General features: G+C 65.5%; 14 protein-coding genes and 1 tRNA gene. 7 read left to right on the top strand and 8 right to left on the bottom strand.

Going from position 1 to position 16617, the window contains the following annotated elements:
- Positions 1–11: 11 nt before the first annotated feature.
- Entirely contained in the window at positions 12–4265 is a 4254-nt protein-coding gene (locus LJ725_RS23000) for a beta strand repeat-containing protein (RefSeq protein WP_329958386.1), read from the top strand.
- A gap of 22 nt (positions 4266–4287) precedes the next feature.
- Here the strand turns inward: LJ725_RS23000 and LJ725_RS22995 are convergent, their stop codons facing one another.
- Together LJ725_RS22995 and LJ725_RS22990 are read right to left on the bottom strand one after the other, a co-directional pair.
- Positions 4288–5355, bottom strand: a complete 1068-nt coding sequence (locus tag LJ725_RS22995; protein ID WP_230553287.1) for a DUF4424 family protein — start codon at positions 5353–5355, stop codon at positions 4288–4290.
- A 5-nt stretch (positions 5356–5360) separates the two neighbouring features.
- The gene (locus LJ725_RS22990) at positions 5361–6161 is read right to left on the bottom strand and encodes a 2-keto-4-pentenoate hydratase (protein ID WP_230553286.1); all 801 of its coding nucleotides are present in this window, start codon (positions 6159–6161) and stop codon (positions 5361–5363) included.
- Positions 6162–6208: 47 nt separating this feature from the next.
- Between LJ725_RS22990 and mobA the strand changes: the two genes are divergently transcribed.
- Positions 6209–6904 (top strand): molybdenum cofactor guanylyltransferase MobA, encoded by a 696-nt coding sequence (gene mobA, locus LJ725_RS22985; protein ID WP_230553285.1) that lies wholly within the window; start codon positions 6209–6211, stop codon positions 6902–6904.
- Here mobA and LJ725_RS22980 read toward each other — a convergent pair.
- Positions 6852–7046, bottom strand: a complete 195-nt coding sequence (locus LJ725_RS22980) for a DUF3553 domain-containing protein (protein ID WP_230553284.1) — start codon at positions 7044–7046, stop codon at positions 6852–6854. The genes mobA and LJ725_RS22980 overlap by 53 nt on opposite strands.
- 101 nt (positions 7047–7147) lie before the next feature.
- On the opposite strand from LJ725_RS22980, the gene LJ725_RS22975 reads away from it, so the two are divergent.
- The 4 genes from LJ725_RS22975 (at position 7148) to dksA (ending at position 9615) form a co-directional block, all read left to right on the top strand.
- Entirely contained in the window at positions 7148–7396 is a 249-nt protein-coding gene (locus tag LJ725_RS22975) for a BufA1 family periplasmic bufferin-type metallophore (protein WP_230553283.1), read from the top strand.
- Between the two features lie 2 nt (positions 7397–7398).
- Positions 7399–8238 (top strand): MNIO family bufferin maturase, encoded by an 840-nt coding sequence (gene bufB, locus LJ725_RS22970; RefSeq protein ID WP_230553282.1) that lies wholly within the window; start codon positions 7399–7401, stop codon positions 8236–8238.
- Positions 8222–9004 carry an HvfC/BufC family peptide modification chaperone gene (locus LJ725_RS22965; RefSeq protein ID WP_230553281.1) on the top strand — a complete coding sequence of 261 codons (783 nt, stop codon included), beginning with the start codon at positions 8222–8224 and terminating at the stop codon, positions 9002–9004. Before bufB ends, LJ725_RS22965 begins: the two co-directional genes overlap by 17 nt.
- A 185-nt stretch (positions 9005–9189) precedes the next feature.
- Complete coding sequence (gene dksA / locus LJ725_RS22960) at positions 9190–9615, top strand: RNA polymerase-binding protein DksA (protein WP_230553280.1); 426 nt, start codon at positions 9190–9192, stop codon at positions 9613–9615.
- Between the two features lie 60 nt (positions 9616–9675).
- Here dksA and LJ725_RS22955 read toward each other — a convergent pair whose 3' ends face one another.
- From LJ725_RS22955 to LJ725_RS22945, 3 genes are all read right to left on the bottom strand, one after another.
- Entirely contained in the window at positions 9676–11136 is a 1461-nt protein-coding gene (locus LJ725_RS22955; protein ID WP_230553279.1) for an N-acyl-D-amino-acid deacylase family protein, read from the bottom strand.
- An 8-nt stretch (positions 11137–11144) separates the two neighbouring features.
- Positions 11145–12653 carry a M81 family metallopeptidase gene (locus LJ725_RS22950; RefSeq protein ID WP_230553278.1) on the bottom strand — a complete coding sequence of 503 codons (1509 nt, stop codon included), beginning with the start codon at positions 12651–12653 and terminating at the stop codon, positions 11145–11147.
- A gap of 355 nt (positions 12654–13008) precedes the next feature.
- Positions 13009–13908 carry an N-formylglutamate amidohydrolase gene (locus tag LJ725_RS22945; RefSeq protein ID WP_230553277.1) on the bottom strand — a complete coding sequence of 300 codons (900 nt, stop codon included), beginning with the start codon at positions 13906–13908 and terminating at the stop codon, positions 13009–13011.
- A 127-nt stretch (positions 13909–14035) separates the two neighbouring features.
- Here LJ725_RS22945 and LJ725_RS22940 point away from each other — a divergent pair.
- Positions 14036–14110: transfer RNA gene (locus tag LJ725_RS22940), tRNA-Val, on the top strand.
- Positions 14111–14785: 675 nt separating this feature from the next.
- Here the strand turns inward: LJ725_RS22940 and LJ725_RS22935 are convergent.
- Positions 14786–15751, bottom strand: a complete 966-nt coding sequence (locus LJ725_RS22935) for a HupE/UreJ family protein (protein WP_230553276.1) — start codon at positions 15749–15751, stop codon at positions 14786–14788.
- Between the two features lie 37 nt (positions 15752–15788).
- Entirely contained in the window at positions 15789–16616 is an 828-nt protein-coding gene (locus LJ725_RS22930) for a peptidyl-prolyl cis-trans isomerase (RefSeq protein WP_230553275.1), read from the bottom strand.
- Between the last annotated feature and the right edge of the window lies 1 nt (position 16617).

Here is a 16617-nt window from a genome sequence, read left to right as displayed (position 1 = left end):
GGGGAAGTGTCATGGCAGCCATCAGAGGCACTATTTTCGACGACGAACTGTTCGGCACGAGCACAGCGGATTTCCTGTACGGTTTCGCGGGCTCCGACTCGCTGTTCGGCGGATTGGCCAACGACGTTCTCGTCGGTGGGGCCGGTGCCGATACGATGGCCGGCGGGGAAGGCAACGACACGTACTTCGTCGACCAGGTCGGCGACGTGGTGATCGAAATGGCAGGCGAGGGCACCGACACGGTGATTTCGACGGTGTCCTACGTGCTCTCGGCAGAGGTCGAGAACCTGACCCTGCGCGGCAGCGCGAACCTCGGCGGGACGGGTAACGGGCTGGACAACGTGCTGGTCGGCAACAGCGGCGCCAACGTGCTGACCGGCGGGGCCGGCAACGACAGGCTGAACGGCCAAGGCGGCGCCGACATGCTGATCGGTGGGGAAGGCAACGATGTCTACTTCGTCGACCGCACGGGCGACTTGGTGGTCGAGGCCGCGGGCGAAGGCATCGACGGGGTCCTCTCGACGGTGTCCTACGTGCTCTCGGCGGACGTAGAGAACCTGACCCTGCGCGGCAGTGCGAACCTCGACGGAACGGGTAACGGGCTGGACAACGTGCTGGTCGGCAACAGCGGCGCCAACGTGCTGACCGGCGGGGCCGGCAACGACAGGCTGAACGGCCAAGGCGGCGCCGACACGCTGATCGGTGGCGCGGGCAACGACACTTACGTCGTCGACCGCACGGGCGACGTGGTGGTCGAGGCCGCGGGCGAGGGGATCGACAAGGTGATCTCGACCGTGACCTACGCCCTGTCTGCCCACGTCGAGAACCTGACCCTGCGGGGCGGCGCGAACCTCGCGGGGACGGGCAACGACCTCGACAATGTGATGCTCGGCAACAGCGGGTCCAACGTACTCCACGGCGGGATGGGCAACGACACGCTCAACGGCCGTGCAGGAGCCGATACGCTGATCGGTGGCGCGGGCGACGACATCTACGTCGTGGACCAGCCAGACGACGTGGTGGTCGAGTTGGCTGACGAAGGCACTGACCGGGTGATCTCGGTCGTGAGCTACGTGCTGGCGGCGGAGGTGGAAAACCTCACGCTGGGCGGGACGGACGCGATTGCAGGTACCGGCAACGGACTGGAGAACAGCCTGGTCGGTAATGGCGGAGACAATCTCCTGGATGGCGGTGCCGGGAACGACTTCCTGTACGGCGGTCTGGGCGCCGACAGGCTGATCGGCGGCGAAGGCGACGACTATCTGCAGGCCGAAGCCGGGGCGAATACGCTGATCGGAGGATCCGGGGACGACCTCTACGTCGTGGAGGACGGCGACGATGTCGTGATCGAGAACGCGGGCGAGGGATTCGATACGGTCGTCTCGTGGGTGTCCTTCGCGCTGGAGGCGGAGGACGAGATCGAGGCTCTCACTCTCGTCGGAGAGGGCGACAACTACGCCACCGGCAATGCGTTCGCCAACACACTATCGGGCAATGTCGGGCGCAATGTGCTGGATGGCGGCTTGGGTGCGGACACGATGGCCGGCGGTGCCGGCGACGATACATACCATGTCGACAATGTCGGGGACCTCGTCGTCGAGGAGGTCGATGGCGGGCGGGATACGGTACTGGCGTCGGTGAACTATACTCTGGGTGCAAATATCGAGAACCTGACTCTCACCGGCAACGATCTCCTTAAAGGCTTCGGCAACAGCCTCGACAACATCCTGACGGGAAACGGCCGCAGCAATGTGCTCGATGGCGGCGCGGGCGCCGACACGATGATCGGAGGCATCGGCCAGGACATCTACTATGTCGACGAAGCCGGCGACGTGGTGGTCGAAGCGCTTTCGGAAGGTGTGGACGACGTGATCAGCACGGTCAGCTACGCCCTTGCGGCCAACGTCGAGAACCTCGAATTGATCGGTGTCGACGATCTCAATGCCACCGGCAACTCGCTTCGCAATGAACTGTTCGGCAACAGTGGGGCCAACGTTCTCGACGGCGGCGGGGACAACGACATCCTGAACGGCCGGGCGGGTGCCGATACCATGATCGGCGGCGGCGGCGACGACAAATACTTCGTCGATGACGCGGGCGACCTGGTGGTGGAACTGGCCGCGGGCGGCACCGATACGGTCACGAGCACGATCAGCTACACTTTGGGCGGCCATGTCGAGAAGCTGACGCTTGCAGGAAGCGCCAATATCGACGCCACCGGAAACGGTCTCGCCAATGTGCTCACAGGCAACGCGGGCGACAATGTGCTGGACGGTGGCGCTGGCGCGGACTCGATGGCGGGCGGCACCGGCAATGACACCTACTACGTGGACAGCGCATTGGATGTCGCGACGGAAGCGGCCGCCAGCGGCACCGATGCGGTGGTGTCGTCCTTGACCTGGAGACTGGGCGCCAACCTGGAGCTCCTTACGCTGATCGGCAGCGGCAACATCGACGGGACAGGCAACGAGCTGGACAACGCCCTGTTCGGGAATGCCGGCGATAATGTTCTGGATGGCGGTGCGGGAGCCGACGCGCTGACGGGCGGAGCGGGCAACGACACTTATGTCGTCGACAACGCGTCCGACACGGTGGCGGAGTCGGCCGTTGGCGGTACCGACACCGTCATTGCCTCCGTGTCCTGGACGTTGGGCGCCAATGTCGAGAACCTGACGCTGGGCGGCAGCGCGAACATCGACGGCACGGGCAATGAGCTGGCCAACATCCTCCTCGGCAACGCCGGAGACAATATCCTGGACGGCGGTGGCGGAGTCGACACGCTCGCCGGCGGCGCTGGCAACGACACCTACTTCGTCGGCAGCACGTCGGATTCGGTCACCGAGGAAGCCGACGCCGGCATCGACACGGTCGTATCGTCGGTGTCGCGTACGTTGGGTGCCAACATCGAGAACCTGACCTTGACCGGAAGCGGCAACTACGCGATCACCGGCAACGGCCTCGACAACGTTCTGATCGGCAACAGCGGGCACAACGCGCTGGATGGCGGGGCGGGCGCCGACACGATGGCGGGCGGGGCCGGCAACGACAGCTACTACGTCGACAATGCGGGCGACGTCGTCACGGAGGCCGAAGGTGCGGGCAGCGACTGGGTCCGGGCGGCGGTGAGCTGGACGCTGGGCGCCAACTTCGAATACCTGACGCTGGAAGGTGCAGCGAACATCGATGGCACTGGCAACGCGGAGGCCAACTTCCTAAACGGAAACTCTGGAGCGAACCGGCTCGAGGGCGGCGCCGGGGCCGACGAGATCGACGGCAAGGCGGGCGCCGACACGATGGTCGGCGGCACCGGCGACGATTTCTACTATGTCGACAACATCCTGGACACGATCGTCGAGGCCACGAGCGAGGGCCTCGACAGGGTCAACTCGTTCGTGACCTTTACCCTGGGAGACAACGTGGAGTGGCTCACACTGTCCGGAAGTGCGGCGATCAACGGCACCGGAAACGCGCTCGACAATAACCTGTTCGGGAATCTGGCTGCCAACACGCTCGTGGGCGGCGCGGGTGACGATACGCTGAACGGTGCCACCGGTGCCGATGTCCTGGTGGGCGGGACGGGCAACGACAGCTATGCCGTGGACAACGTGCTCGACGCGGTGACGGAACTGGCCGGGGAAGGCACGGATATCGTCTATTCCACAGTGAGCTTCGCGTTGAGCGACAACGTCGAGAATCTCACGCTCAACGCCGGCACAACGGGCACCGGCAATGCTCTCGCCAACATCATCCGGGGCTCCAGCGTGGACAATGTCCTGAGCGGGGGCGGCGGCGACGACTATCTCGACGGACTGGCGGGTGTCGATACGCTCAACGGCGAGGCCGGCGCGGACACGTTGCTCGGCGGCAACGGCGCCGACACCTTGAATGGAGGCGCAGACAACGACAGCCTCAACGGCGGTCTCGGAACGGACACGCTCACAGGTGGGACCGGCGCCGACAGCTTCCTGTTCAACACCACTTTGGGCGGAAGCAATTCCGACACGATCACGGACTTCAGCTCGGTCGACGACACGATCGTCCTCGACAACGCGATGTTCACCGGCCTGTCGGACGGTGCCCTTGCCGCGGGTGCCTTCCGGATCGGGTCTGCGGCGCTCGATGCGGACGACAGGATCGTATTCAATGCGACGACCGGCGCCCTGTTCTACGATGCCGATGGCACGGGAGCGGGGACTGCCGTCCAGTTCGCCACGGTGACGGCGCCGGTCGGCGGTCTCTCGGCTGCCGACTTTCTCGTCGTCTGACCGAGCGGCAAGGCCGCGAAATCTAATCTGCGATGTAGAGGATCCGCAGGTCCTCTTTCGGGACATAGTTCCGCACCGTCGCCTCGAAGCGTTGGGGGCCCGTCCGCCGAAGCGGTAGCTCGGTGCAGAGCGTCGTTATGCGCACATTGCCCACCGTGTTGCCCTCGACGACGATCGGACCGCCTTCCAGAGTGAGGTTGAACGTCCCGATGGTGCCGCCGCGCCAATTGCGCGCCGTCTGGAGAATGTAGCCCAGCGTATAGCCCGTCAGCAGCGGCGCGTCGGCGCCTGCGGGGCGCCTGGCCTCCTTCACCCGGCGGTCGGCGGCGCGGATCGACTGATCGGTGGCGGCATCGATGCAGAAGGCACGCAACGGATCCTCGCCGCCCGAGCCGCCGATCTTGCCGTTGTCCTCGATCACGATGAACCGGCTGCCGATCACGGGCTTGTAGCTGTGCTCGACCACGGTGACGCCCGGCGCGAAGGTTTGCATCCAGTGGAAGGTGATGCGGACGGACCAAGGCAGCCGGAAACCGTCGCCGCCCTCCAGCGGCTCGAGGGCGCCCAGTGCCTGCAGCTTCTGGCGCGCAACGGGGGCGAGCGGTTTGTCTTCGGCCGATGGAAAAATGCCCGGCTGAAGCACCAGCGACGGACCGCCGATCTCCTGCAGCGCCGCGGCAATGTCGCGCCCGTCAGGTAGCAGTGCCTTGATCTCGACCTCCGGCTTGATCTCGCGGCCGTCCGCCCAGACCCGGAAGCGCAGGAAATCGGGATCGGTCGGCGGGCGCATCGCCACGTTGTGGGCGCCGCTCTTCGTCGTCATTCCGGCCGGCGTGTCGCTCGGCACCTCGGGCATCGGAAAGGCCACGCGCAGCGTCACAGGCTGGCCGGTGTCGTTGCGCATTTCGTAGCGCACGCGGACCTCCGACGGGGACAGGGTGAGGTCCTCCCGCTGCATGGAGATCGCCTCGGTCTTGACCAGCACCAGTCCCCCGGCGGCGAGTTCCGAGGACGAATCGTTGGCGCCAGCCGGGCCGACGAAGGCGAGCGCCGTCGCCAGGGAGAGGGTGGCGCGGGAGCGAAGCAGCATCGCCCCTACTTCGGCAGTTCGTATTTCAGCGTGACCTCGCCCAGGCCCTCGATCCTGCCGACGGCGGTGCTGCCGGGCGGGACGAACTGGCAGGCGACCATGCTGCCGGTCGAGACGATCATGCCCTTCTTCAGGCGCTTGCCGTGGTCGCCGAGCTTGTTGGCCAGCCACGCGAGCGCATTGTAGCAATGGCCCAGTACGTCACCGGAATGGCCCTCGCGCACCACCTTGCCGTCGAAGGAGACGGAGCCGTTCAGATTGCCGAGATCGAGCTTGGCCCAGTCCTTGTTGGGCTTCGCCAGCAGCGAGCCGCCGTTCCAGCCGGCATCCATGATCAGCGGGTTGACGGCGAGGCGGCTGTAGTCGGCGCCGCGATCCTCGATCAGCTCGAAGCCGGCGCGCGCCTCGCCGACATACCGCGCGATCGAGTCCCGGTCGTAGGGCTTGTCCTTCGGCGCGGGAACGTCGGCGTTCACGATCAGGATGATCTCGAGTTCGGCGCCCAGCCGCGTCCAGCGATCGGCGCGCACGGTCGCCTTGTGCTCGAACACGCGCTTCTTGCGGATCGGACCATAGGCCGGGCCCTTGAGGCCGGTCTGCGCGAGGATCTGCGGCGAGGTCAGCGCGATCTTGTAGCCGACCAGCGGTCCCTGCTTGACGACCTGCTTCTTCAGGAAGGCGTCCTGGACCTTGTAGGCAAGCCGCTCATCGTCGGTGGCGAACTGTTCCGGCCACCAGCCAACGACGGCCCGCGCCTTGTCCACCTGGTGCAGCCATGTCGCCGCCTTGGCGATGCTGAATGCCATCTGTTCCTCCCCCTTGCTTGATCGCGTCGTCCCCGCATAGTGCCATCATGGCGGCAAAAGCGTTGCAGAATTTAGGACCCGTCCGCAGCGGCGCGGTGGTGGGTGTCATCCTGGCGGGCGGCGAGGGGCGACGCATGGGGCCGGGCCCGCTGAAGCCGCTGCGACCGCTGGCCGGCAAGCCGATGATCGCCCATGTGGTCGAGCGGCTGCGACCGCAGGTGATGGATCTGGTGATCGTGGCCAACGACCCGGACCCAGCCTTCGAGGCGCTTCAGGTCCCGGTCGTCGCCGACGCGCCCGACATCCAGGCTGCCGCCCAACTTGAGGGGCGGCGGCTCGGGCCTCTGGCCGGCATTCTGGCCGGCATGGAATGGTCGCTGAAGCATCATCCCCATGCCGGCTGGATCCTGACCGCGCCCGCCGATGTTCCCTTCCTGCCGCTCGACCTCACGGTCCGGCTTTGCGGTCTGATGCATGTGCCCGAGCCCGACGTGCTGATGGTGCGCCACGGCAAGCGGCGCGAGCACACGCTGGCCATATGGTCGGTGAAACTCGCCGCCGACCTGCGCCGGGCGATCCTCGAGGAGGGGATGCGCCGGGTCGAGACCTTCGCGCAGCGCTATGTCTTCGAGGAACTGGTCTGGCCGGGCAATGCGGCACCGTTCCTCAACGTCAACACGCCGACCGAACTCAGCGAGGCGATGCGTCGTCTGGAGCGAGCTCGATCACGTTCCCGTCGATGACGACCTTGCCGGCATTCTCGAAATTGACGGTAATGCGGTGACCGATCATCGACTGGATCTGGCCCAGGCCCCAGTCGGGCCGGCCAGGATGGCGCACGAAGTCGCCGGGGCTCAGCAGGCCGTTACCGGGCTTATCGAACAAGTTTCCGTTACTCCCGTTGGCGGGTACGATGGAGCGCGCGTGACGCCTTGCCGCCTCAATCCGGAGTATAGAGTAGGCGTCGTCATGTCATGGAGGACACAATGAACAACACCCGTATCGCCATCGCCTCGGCTCTCGCCGCCGCGCTCGTGCTGCCGGCTGGCACCAGCCAGGCGCAGGGCAACATGGAGAAGTGCTACGGCATCGCGAAGGCTGGCAAGAACGACTGCCAGACCGCCAAATCGTCCTGCGCCGGCACCTCGAAGAAGGACGCGCAGCCGGACGCCTGGGTTTCCGTGCCGAAGGGCGCGTGCGAAAAGATCATCGGCGGCAAGCTCACGCCGAGCTGAGGATGCTCCCGGCCGCCGGCATCGGGCTGCGCTCGCCGCATTTCGCGGAGATCGCGCGTGACCGGCCGGCGACCGGCTTCCTCGAAATCCACGCCGAGAATTATCTGGGCGCTTCCCCGGCGCGTGATGGCCTCGACGAACTCCGCCGGGACTACGCCATTTCGGTCCATGCGGTGGGCCTGTCGCTCGGGTCGGTCGACGGTGTGGACGAGAGGCACCTCGACCGGGTCGCTGCGCTGGTGGAGCATCTGCAGCCCGCTCTCGTTTCGGATCATCTCGCGTGGAGCGTGGCCGGCGGCCGGTACTTCAACGATCTTCTGCCGCTACCCTACACCCAGGAAGCGCTCGAGGTCGTGGTGCGCAACGTCGACCGGGTGCAGGAACGTCTTGGCCGGCAAATCCTCGTGGAGAACCCCTCCTGCTATCTGGCCTTCGCGCATTCGACCCTGTCCGAGCCGGAGTTCCTCGCCGAGCTTGCCCGGCGCAGCGGATGCGGCCTGTTGCTGGACGTGAACAACATCGTCGTGACGGCGCACAATCTCGGGCTCGATCCAATCGATTGGCTGCGGGGACTGCCGGCGCCCGTCATCGGCGAGTATCACTTGGCCGGGCACACCGTGAACGATGCCGACGGGGAACCGATCCTGATCGACGATCACGGCAGCCGGGTGGGCGAGGGTGTCTGGACGCTGTTCGGGGAGGTCGTGCGCCGCTTCGGGGCGAAGCCCGCACTGGTCGAATGGGACACAGACCTGCCGGCCGTGGATGTCCTCCTCGCCGAGGCGGACCGGGCGCGCGACTGTCTTAACGCGCAGGAGGGCGCCGATGCCCGGGCTGCGTGACCTGCAGACGGCCTTCGCTGCCCATCTCGGCGGCGAGGATCGCGCCGACCTGGTGGATGCCGTCATCGGGGATGGGATTGCGGCCGCTTCGCGCCTGCGCGTCCATCGCCATCACGTCCGGCGGAGCCTCGAAGGTGCCCTGGCGAGTACCTTCCCAACGGTGCATGCGCTCGTCGGGGAAGATTTTTTCCGCGGTATGGCGCAGGCCTTCACCCTCCGCGAACTGCCGAGGCAGCCCGTTCTGGCAGAGTACGGCGAGGGCTTTCCGGCGCATGTCGCGGACTACGGCCCGGCCGCCTCCTTGCCCTACCTCGCGGACATGGCGCGGCTGGACTGGGCCCTCAATCTCGCCTTTCACGCGCCGGGCGCGGGCCGGCTGAGGGCGGAGGACCTGGCCGGCGTCGCGCCGGACCGGCTGGTCGGATCGAGGCTGCCGCTGGCAGCGGGGGCGACGGTGATCCAATCGCCCTATCCGATCGACCGGATCTGGCGGGCAACCCGGCCGGGGGCGCTGCCGGAACCGGTGAGCCTGGAGGAGGGGCCTTCGGCGCTGCTCGTCCTGCGCCGGGCCGACGACGCGGGCTTCCTGGCGCTGAGCCCGGCCGAGGTCAGCTTCGTTCTAGCGCTGGACGGCGAGGCCCGGGTCGAGGAAGCGGCGGTGGCCGCATTTTCCCTCGACCAGCGGTTCGACCTCTCCGCAACCTTCGCGAGGCTCGTCGCGGCAGAGGCGTTTGCTGCGTTGCAGCAAAAATCCCCCGGGTGGTGACGGAAATTGCTACAATTTCGTGAATAACGGCTGCGCAGGGTTTTTGCTGCACTGCATGGCTGAATCGTCCTCCGGCCTCTAAACGTTCTTGCAGCCGGAGGGCCCGTCCCTATACTCCGCGCGCTTTTGAGACAGGTCCATCGCCCCTTGGTGGACCGCATATGCTGCGAGTGGAGTTGCCGACGATGTCGATTACGTTGCCGCAGAACTATCGGCCGACAGAGCGTGAAGCGTTCATGAATCCGATGCAGCAGGAGTACTTCCGGCAGAAGCTGCTGAAGTGGAAGGGCGAGCTGATCGAGGAGTCCAACCAGACCCTGCAGAACATGCAGGAAGAGAGCCTCGCGCAGCCCGATCTTGCCGATCGCGCGACTGCCGAGACCGACCGCTCCCTGGAACTCAGGACCCGAGACCGCTTTCGCAAGCTCATCTCCAAGATCGACCAGGCGATGAAGTCGATCGAGGAGGGCACCTACGGATACTGCGAGGAGACGGGCGAGCCGATCTCCCTGAAGCGCCTCGAAGCACGCCCCATTGCGACCCTCTCGGTGGAAGCCCAGGAGAGGCACGAGCGCATGGAGCGCACGCGCCGCGACGAAGGCGCCGACTGAGCTAAACAAAAAGGCCCGCATCGAGCGGGCCTTTTCTTTGGGATGTGCGCTGCGGGCGGATCAGGCCCTGGCTTCGGCCTGCATCTCCTGACGCTTGAGCGCGCGGCCGGCCTGGCCGTCGCCTTGCTTGCCGTCGCGCCAGACAACGGCGCCGTTGCAGAGCACCGTGTCGATGCCCTTGGCCGGCGAGATCGGCTTCTCGAACGTCGCCGTGTCGATCACGGTAGCCGGATCGAAGATGCAAATGTCGGCGTAGAAGCCGGGCTTCACCTCGCCGCGCTTGGTGAGATGGAAGCGCTGCGCCGAATAGGACGTCATGCGGCGCACCGCGTCTTCCAGCGGGAAGAGCTTGAGGTCGCGCGAATAGTGGCCCAGGACGCGCGGGAAGGTGCCCCACAGGCGCGGATGCGGATGGGCGTCGAAGGGGATTCCGTCCGAGCCGATCATGGCGCCGGGATGGGACATCGCCGCCTGCACGTCCTTCTCGTCCATCATGAAGTAGATGGCGCCGGCCGGCTGGATGCGGTCGGCGGCTTCCTTCATCGAGCAGCCCATCTCCTCGGCGATTTCCTTGAGGTCGCGGCCGCTCAGGCCCGGCACCTTGTCGGACCAGGTGATCAGCACCTTGTCGGCGCGCTCCAGCATGTCGGAGCGCAGGATCGTCGAGCCGGCGACGTAGGGGTAAACGTCGAAGGCGATCTGCTGCTTCTTCATCGCCTCGTTGAACAGCGGCAATGTCTCCTTCATGCGGCCGAAGTTGGAGCGGCCGGAGCATTTGTGGTGCGAGACGATGATCTCGGCGCCGACGCGGCGGCCGATCTCGAAGGTCTCGTCCATCGCCTTCAGGATGTGGTCCCCCTCGTCGCGCATGTGGGCGGTGTAGACGCCGCCCCACTTGCCGAGCGGCGTGGCGACTTCCACGACCTCGTCGGTCGAGGCGTGGCTCGACACCGCATAGAATAGTCCGCTGGACATGCCGATGGCGCCCTGTTCGAGGCTCTGGTCGAGCAGCTCGCGCATCTGCCTGATCTCGCCCGTCGTCGCGACCCGGTTGAGATCGTCGCCCATCGAGTTGATGCGCAGCGTGCCGTGGCCGATCAGGAAGGCGCCGTTGATGGCGGGCTTCGCAGCGTCGACCTTGTCGGCGAATGCCGCAAAGCTCGCCGAGAGATTTTCCTTCTTCTTGATGATCAGCGACATCCAGTGGCCGACATCGGGTCGGACATAGGGCGCGGCCGACACGCCGCAATTGCCGCAGACCACCGTCGTGACGCCCTGGCTGGCCTTCATGGCCATGCCCGGATTGTCGATCAGGGCGGTATCGTCGTGCGTGTGCACGTCGATGAAGCCTGGCGCCACCACCTTGCCCGCGGCGTCGATCTCATTGTCGCCGCGCAGTGTGCCCGGCGCCTCGACCGCGGCAATGCGATCGCCCTTCAGGGCGACGTCGGCGGCGAACAGCTTCCTGCCCGTGCCGTCGGCGACCTGGCCGTTGCGGATGACGATGTCGTAGTTGGCCATGGGAGCTCCTAGGCTTCGTTGCGGCCGAGCCGCATGTCGAGGTCGAAGGGGTAGAGCGGACGCTTGACCCGCTCGTACTTGAACAGCTTTAGGTCCGACGCGGTGCAGCCGTCGCCGTCGCACATCACGATGTGCTTGGCGATCGGCTCGAAGCCGGCGCGAAAATGCTGGCGCGACTTGATCAGCACGTACTTCTTGCGCCGCGGATCGATGCCGCAATGGGTGAAGACGCCGAGATCGTAGGGCTCCGCGCGCTTCTCCGAGACGACGATCTGCATCTTGCCGGTGTCGAGCACGGCCGTGCGGCCCATGCGGACAGTGGTGCCGGTGGCCATCGGGCCGGTCACGACGAACTGGCCGTCGGTGATGGCCTTCACCTTGCCGGTGACCTTGAGCGGCTTGCCCTTGAGGCCCATGGCCGGCATGTCGATCTTGCCGCCGAGTTCGAGGGTCACTTCGGCGCCGACACCGGCCTTGATCATCTGCTCGACGCAGGCGGGATCGCAGATCGGGCCGGCGCAGGCATCCTCGAGTTCCTGCTTCATGGCTTCCTCGATGACGCTCATCACGTCCTGGGTGCCGCCCGAGGCCGTGTTGTCGCCGTGGTCGGCCATGACGACGGGATAGTCGGTGTAGCCCTTGGCACGACCGACCTGGACCGACAGGGGCTCGGGGTGGAACAGGAAGCCCTCGCGCTTCTCCCAGGCTGTGTCGAGGATGCGATTGAGCAGGATCTCGCCCTCGGCCGTGCGCTTGTCGCAAACGATGACAGAGGAAAGGGCGAGGTGGGGGATGTCGGCTTGCGGAAAGCCGCCGAACACCGAGGCGTTCAGCACCTCGCCGGTATCCTCGGCCTGGTTGGCCATGCCCATCAGTGTCTTCATCGGCTCGCGCGAGGGCGTGTGGACCAGCGAGCTGCTCATGATCGGGCGGTTGCCCCAGATCATCTTCGGTTCGACTTCGCCGGCCAGGGTCCGGATCAGGGTGCGGCCGGCGCGGCGGGCCGTGTCGGCCATGTCGATGTGGGGGTAGGTGCGGTAGCCCGTCATGATGGTGGCGCCGTTCACCATCGCGTCGGTCATCTGGGTGTGGAAATCGAGCGCCACGGCGATCGGCACGTCGGGGGCGATCTTGCGAATGCGGTTCAGCAACTCGCCTTCGCCGTCGTCGTAGTGCTCGGCCACCATGGCGCCGTGCAGGGCCAGCAGGACGGCGTCGCAGCCCTTCTTCACCTCGTCGACGATGGCGGTCGTCATCTGCTCGTATGCCGCTTTCGTGACCAGGCCCGACGGATGGGCAGACGCGGCCATCGGAACCGTGAATTCGGCGCCTGCCTTGCGGGCGATCTCAATGAAGCCGCCTAGGGAGGTGTTGGTGCCCTCGGCTTCCTTGATGGCCTCGGGCCCGTTCAGGGCGCCGAGGCCGCCGCCGCGGGCGAAGGATTCGATCGGCGTGGGCAGGGGCGAGAACGTATTGGTCTCGTGCATCATCATCGCGACTACGAACTTCTTGGCCAACGACCCCTCCAATCCGGGCTTTAAGTCTCTGAACACATTACAAAAATGCACCCCTCGCGCGTTTGCTGAAGCAATGCAGTTATTGCAACGCTGCATCGCGCTATTCTTGTGCGTTGCAAAAACAACACACCCGGTGCTGGACATCAACGAACGCTAAATATGTGAATTCAGGGCTCTTTTTCGCTCTTGCATTCTCTTCGCAGGTGCACCATTCTTAGGGGGCAGCAAACGCTACCTCGGTAGCCTCTTTGTTTGCTGTATGCCCGTCTTGGGCGTTTCCTCCCTAAACTCGGGCCGTGCTTGTCACGGCCCTTTTTTTTGCCTGAGCGGATTTGTGGGCGGCGCAGCGGCCTTCCTATTCAGCGGCGAGGGGCCGGGGCAAAAGGGTTTCCAGCGCCTGCCGGCCCATCTCTTCCAGCAGCCCGGTGATCAGTTGGGCGAAAACACCGGCCACCGGCAGCCGCTCGTGCCGGGCCTCGTCCATGTAGAGGGCCCGGTTGATCTCGATCTGCAGCGTGTGGCGCGCAAGGGCGGGGCGGCCATAGCGTTGCGTCGTGAAACCGCCGGCGTAAGGCTGGTTGCGCACGACGCGCAGCCCTCGTGCACGAAACCAGCGCTCGGCCGTGGCCACGAGCTCGGAGGCGCAGGCCTCCCCGTGATTGTCGCCCAGCACGATATCGACCCGCTGCTCGCGGTCGCGCGAGCCGAACCCGGAGACGGAAGAGGGCATCGAATGGGCGTCGATCAGCAGCGCGCCGCCGAACGAGCTGTAGGTATTCTCCACCAGCTGCGACAGCGTCTGGTGATAGGGACGCCAGCAGCTTTCGAGGCGATATTCGATCGTTTCCGCCGGTACGCGCCCGCGATAGATCGCCTCGCCGCTCGCGGCGACGCGCGGGATCATGCCAAGGCCGGCGGCGACGCGGGTCGTGCGGTGATTGAGGGGGCGCGGCAGCGGCCCCTCGAACATGCCGGGGTCGAGTTCGTAGGGCTCGCGGTTGGCATCGACGTAGGAGCGCGGAAAGCGCGCCGCCAGGAAGGGCATCCCGAGGGCGGGTGCGGCGGCGAAAAGTTCGTCGACGAAGGCATCCTCGGCGCGGCGAAGGGCGGAAAGGGGAACGATGGCCTGCTCGAGGAAGTCCGCCGGATAGAGCGAACCGCTGTGCGGCGAGGCGACGACCACCGGGACCGTCTGGCGGGCTGGCAGCCGGCAGTCCAAGGCTTCGTGGTCGGGCAGGACCGGTAGAAAATCCATTTCATGGTCATAGCCGCTCGAACCGGGCACGTCACGCTTCACGCTCTTGCCAATCTGTTTCCCGCGATGTAGACGACCGCTCTTCCGCGCTACCGGGCAGTTCGAAACCCCGGCGGCATCCGGCGATGGGCGCGTAGCTCAGCGGTAGAGCACTGTCTTGACATGGCAGTGGCCACAGGTTCGATCCCTGTCGCGCCCACCATCGCCTCCGACTACGGTCGGTTCGAAAAAGCCCGCTACGGCAGAAAAATTCGTACTCTCAGCACTAGCCCTGAGGTCCCGGTCACGAGCCTGATCAGGCAGGGCCGGATGAGTACCTGTCGAACCACGCGACGCCCGACTGTGACCGTCTTTGCCTTGGGGCCCGCATGGATTCCGAGGCGGAGCCGCATGGCTAGGCTGCAGCCTCATGATGCATGAGACAAAGTCGTACGGCAGCGAGTCTTGCCATGGCAACCTAGTTCAGGGCGATGCGGTCGCAGCGAGTGCAGACGTGCCTGAATTGCTTGAGTTTTCCGATGCATCGTTCGATTAGGTTACGCTTCTTTTATGTCCGCTTCGAGTAAGGGACCGGCTCAGTGCTGTTGACCTTGGGCGGGATACAGGCCTTGCACTCCTAGTCCTCCATGACCTCGCGGATCCAGTCGGCGTCATAGGCACGATCGGCGAGCGCGACAGCCCTCCATCTTTCTCAATGTGCAAGTTCAGCTAGGTACGGCAAATGCTCTTCAGCGCGGATGGGTTACCTATACTGATTATCCACTCACTCGAATTGCCATTGGAGAGAGCGCACGAGTGGCCGCTTATGGGCAGGTCTTTGGTTGCGTATTGCGCCATCAAGCGAGTTCCACAGGTAGAAATCCGACTGTGCGTCACCTCAGGCCCAGAACGCCGACACGCGCTCGATGACCCAGAACATCGCCACCGTACCTATGGCATATGGGGGCAAGTATGAAACCCAGGCAGGCCGGCGCGCGATCGCCAGATCGAGCAGGCGGCGCAGAAGCAGGACCGCAACGACAAAGATCAACTGCCCCGCCTCGACGCCAACGTTGAACATTAGCAGCGCCAGCGGGATCGCGGTTTGTGGCAGGCCCACCTCCGCGAGCGCACCGGCGAAGCCAAAGCCGTGCAGCAAGCCGAAACCGAATGCTACGACCCACGGCGCGCGCGCCGTCAGCCCCGGGCGGCCGCGAAGCCCATGCACTACCTCGGCGGCCACAAAGACGATGCTCAGCGCAATGGTCGCCTCCAACGGGGGACCGGGCACATGCACCCACCCGAGTGTGGCGGCCATTAGCGTCAGGCTATGCGCCAGCGTGAAGGCCGTGATGGTCAAGAAGATTCGCCGCCCGCCGTGCACGATGAGCAGCAGAGCCAACACGAAAAGCAGGTGGTCGATCCCGCTTAGGATGTGCTCCACCCCCAACACCAGATACGACCACGCCACCTCGCCGGCGACGGTCGGCCCCTTGACGGTGAAGCTCGGGCTTTGTGGGAGCAGTCGTTCGACCTGGGCGGTGCCGTCGGCGCGTTCGACGCGCACGATGACGTCGGTGACGCCGGCGCTCAGGCCCTCGATGCGGATCGTCTGGCCAGCCAGCCCACCGTGACGCTGTATCCGCCACCGCTCGACGAAGGCCCCGTCGGTGAGCAATGCCAGCGGCGGCGTCAGCTGGGTCGTATCAGCCGGCCAGACCACATCCACCGCGAGCCGCGCAGTGCCCCGCGCCGGCACCTTCCACAGCACGTCGTAGCGACCTTCGCCTCTTTCGTTCAACTCGAGGTAGGCTGGGCGAAAGACGTCGGCGCAGGCTGCCCACGAAAGACTGCACAGCAGCATTGTGAGCGTCCAGCGTAGCATCCGCTTTGTCACCGTCTCATCCCGCGGGCTTCGGCTTCTTTTCGCCGGCTTCCGTGCGTATGGTGTAGCCGGCACGTAGCTTCCTGTAGAAGCTCTCCTTCGCCTGCGTCGCGCGATCGCGCAGAAGATCGCGCACGACCGTGTCGCGAACCTCAGGCAATGTCGCGGCACGGCCATCCACGCGGTGCTCGACCTTCACGAGATGCAGTCCAAACCCCGAGCGCACCGGGCCCGCCCATTCACCTGTCGGCAGGCCCTTCAGACTTGCGGCGAACTCCGCGCCGAATACGCGCGCCACCTCGCGCCCCGGGGCCGAGTCAAGCACTGCGGGCAGCATCGTCGAATCACCATCAACCATGCGGCCTCCGGCCAGCGCGGCCCGTGCCGCGTCGATGTCGGCCTCTAGGCGTGCGCCGCGCTGCGCCGGATTGAGGTAGACTTGCCGCAGAGTATAGCGCGGCTCGATCGCATACTTGTCCTGATTCGCTGCAAGCCAGGCTTCAAGAGTTGTATCGTCGGGCACTTCCGGCGTGACGCCTTCGGCGATAAATTCCATCTTCTGCGCGACGAGCCGCCGCACGACCGGATCGTCGAGATCCAGCCCTCGTGCCCGGCCCTCGCGGTACAGAATCTCTTCGCGCACCCATTGGTCGACCAACCCTCTCAGTTCGTCAGCCGAAGGAGGGCGCTGCCAGACGCGCTCGAATTTTGCTTGCAGGCTGTCAAGCTGCCCCTGGGAAACGACGATTTCGCGAGGTGCACTTGATGCGTCGCCGTTGACCCAACCGTAGACCGCGAACAGCACCACGCCCATCAAGGCGAAGTGCAGCAGCGGCTCGCGCAAC

Source organism: Reyranella aquatilis (genome assembly GCF_020880995.1).
GTDB lineage: Bacteria > Pseudomonadota > Alphaproteobacteria > Reyranellales > Reyranellaceae > Reyranella > Reyranella aquatilis.
The sequence above is the reverse complement of the archived record's forward strand: the minus strand, read 5'-3'. Positions and strand labels throughout refer to the sequence as shown.

Bases quoted from the DNA above. Each gene is read 5' to 3' on its own strand.
- LJ725_RS22990 (WP_230553286.1), bottom strand. From the start codon at position 6,161: ATGGCATTCAGCATCGCCAAGGCGGCGACATGGCTGCACCAGGTGGAC.
- LJ725_RS22945 (WP_230553277.1), bottom strand. From the start codon at position 13,908: ATGGATTTTCTACCGGTCCTGCCCGACCACGAAGCCTTGGACTGCCGG.
- LJ725_RS23000 (WP_329958386.1), top strand. From the start codon at position 12: ATGGCAGCCATCAGAGGCACTATTTTCGACGACGAACTGTTCGGCACG.
- mobA (WP_230553285.1), top strand. From the start codon at position 6,209: ATGGCGGCAAAAGCGTTGCAGAATTTAGGACCCGTCCGCAGCGGCGCG.
- bufB (WP_230553282.1), top strand. From the start codon at position 7,399: ATGCTCCCGGCCGCCGGCATCGGGCTGCGCTCGCCGCATTTCGCGGAG.
- LJ725_RS22965 (WP_230553281.1), top strand. From the start codon at position 8,222: ATGCCCGGGCTGCGTGACCTGCAGACGGCCTTCGCTGCCCATCTCGGC.
- LJ725_RS22975 (WP_230553283.1), top strand. From the start codon at position 7,148: ATGAACAACACCCGTATCGCCATCGCCTCGGCTCTCGCCGCCGCGCTC.
- LJ725_RS22935 (WP_230553276.1), bottom strand. From the start codon at position 15,751: ATGCTGCTGTGCAGTCTTTCGTGGGCAGCCTGCGCCGACGTCTTTCGC.
- dksA (WP_230553280.1), top strand. From the start codon at position 9,190: ATGTCGATTACGTTGCCGCAGAACTATCGGCCGACAGAGCGTGAAGCG.
- LJ725_RS22995 (WP_230553287.1), bottom strand. From the start codon at position 5,355: ATGCTGCTTCGCTCCCGCGCCACCCTCTCCCTGGCGACGGCGCTCGCC.
- LJ725_RS22955 (WP_230553279.1), bottom strand. From the start codon at position 11,136: ATGGCCAACTACGACATCGTCATCCGCAACGGCCAGGTCGCCGACGGC.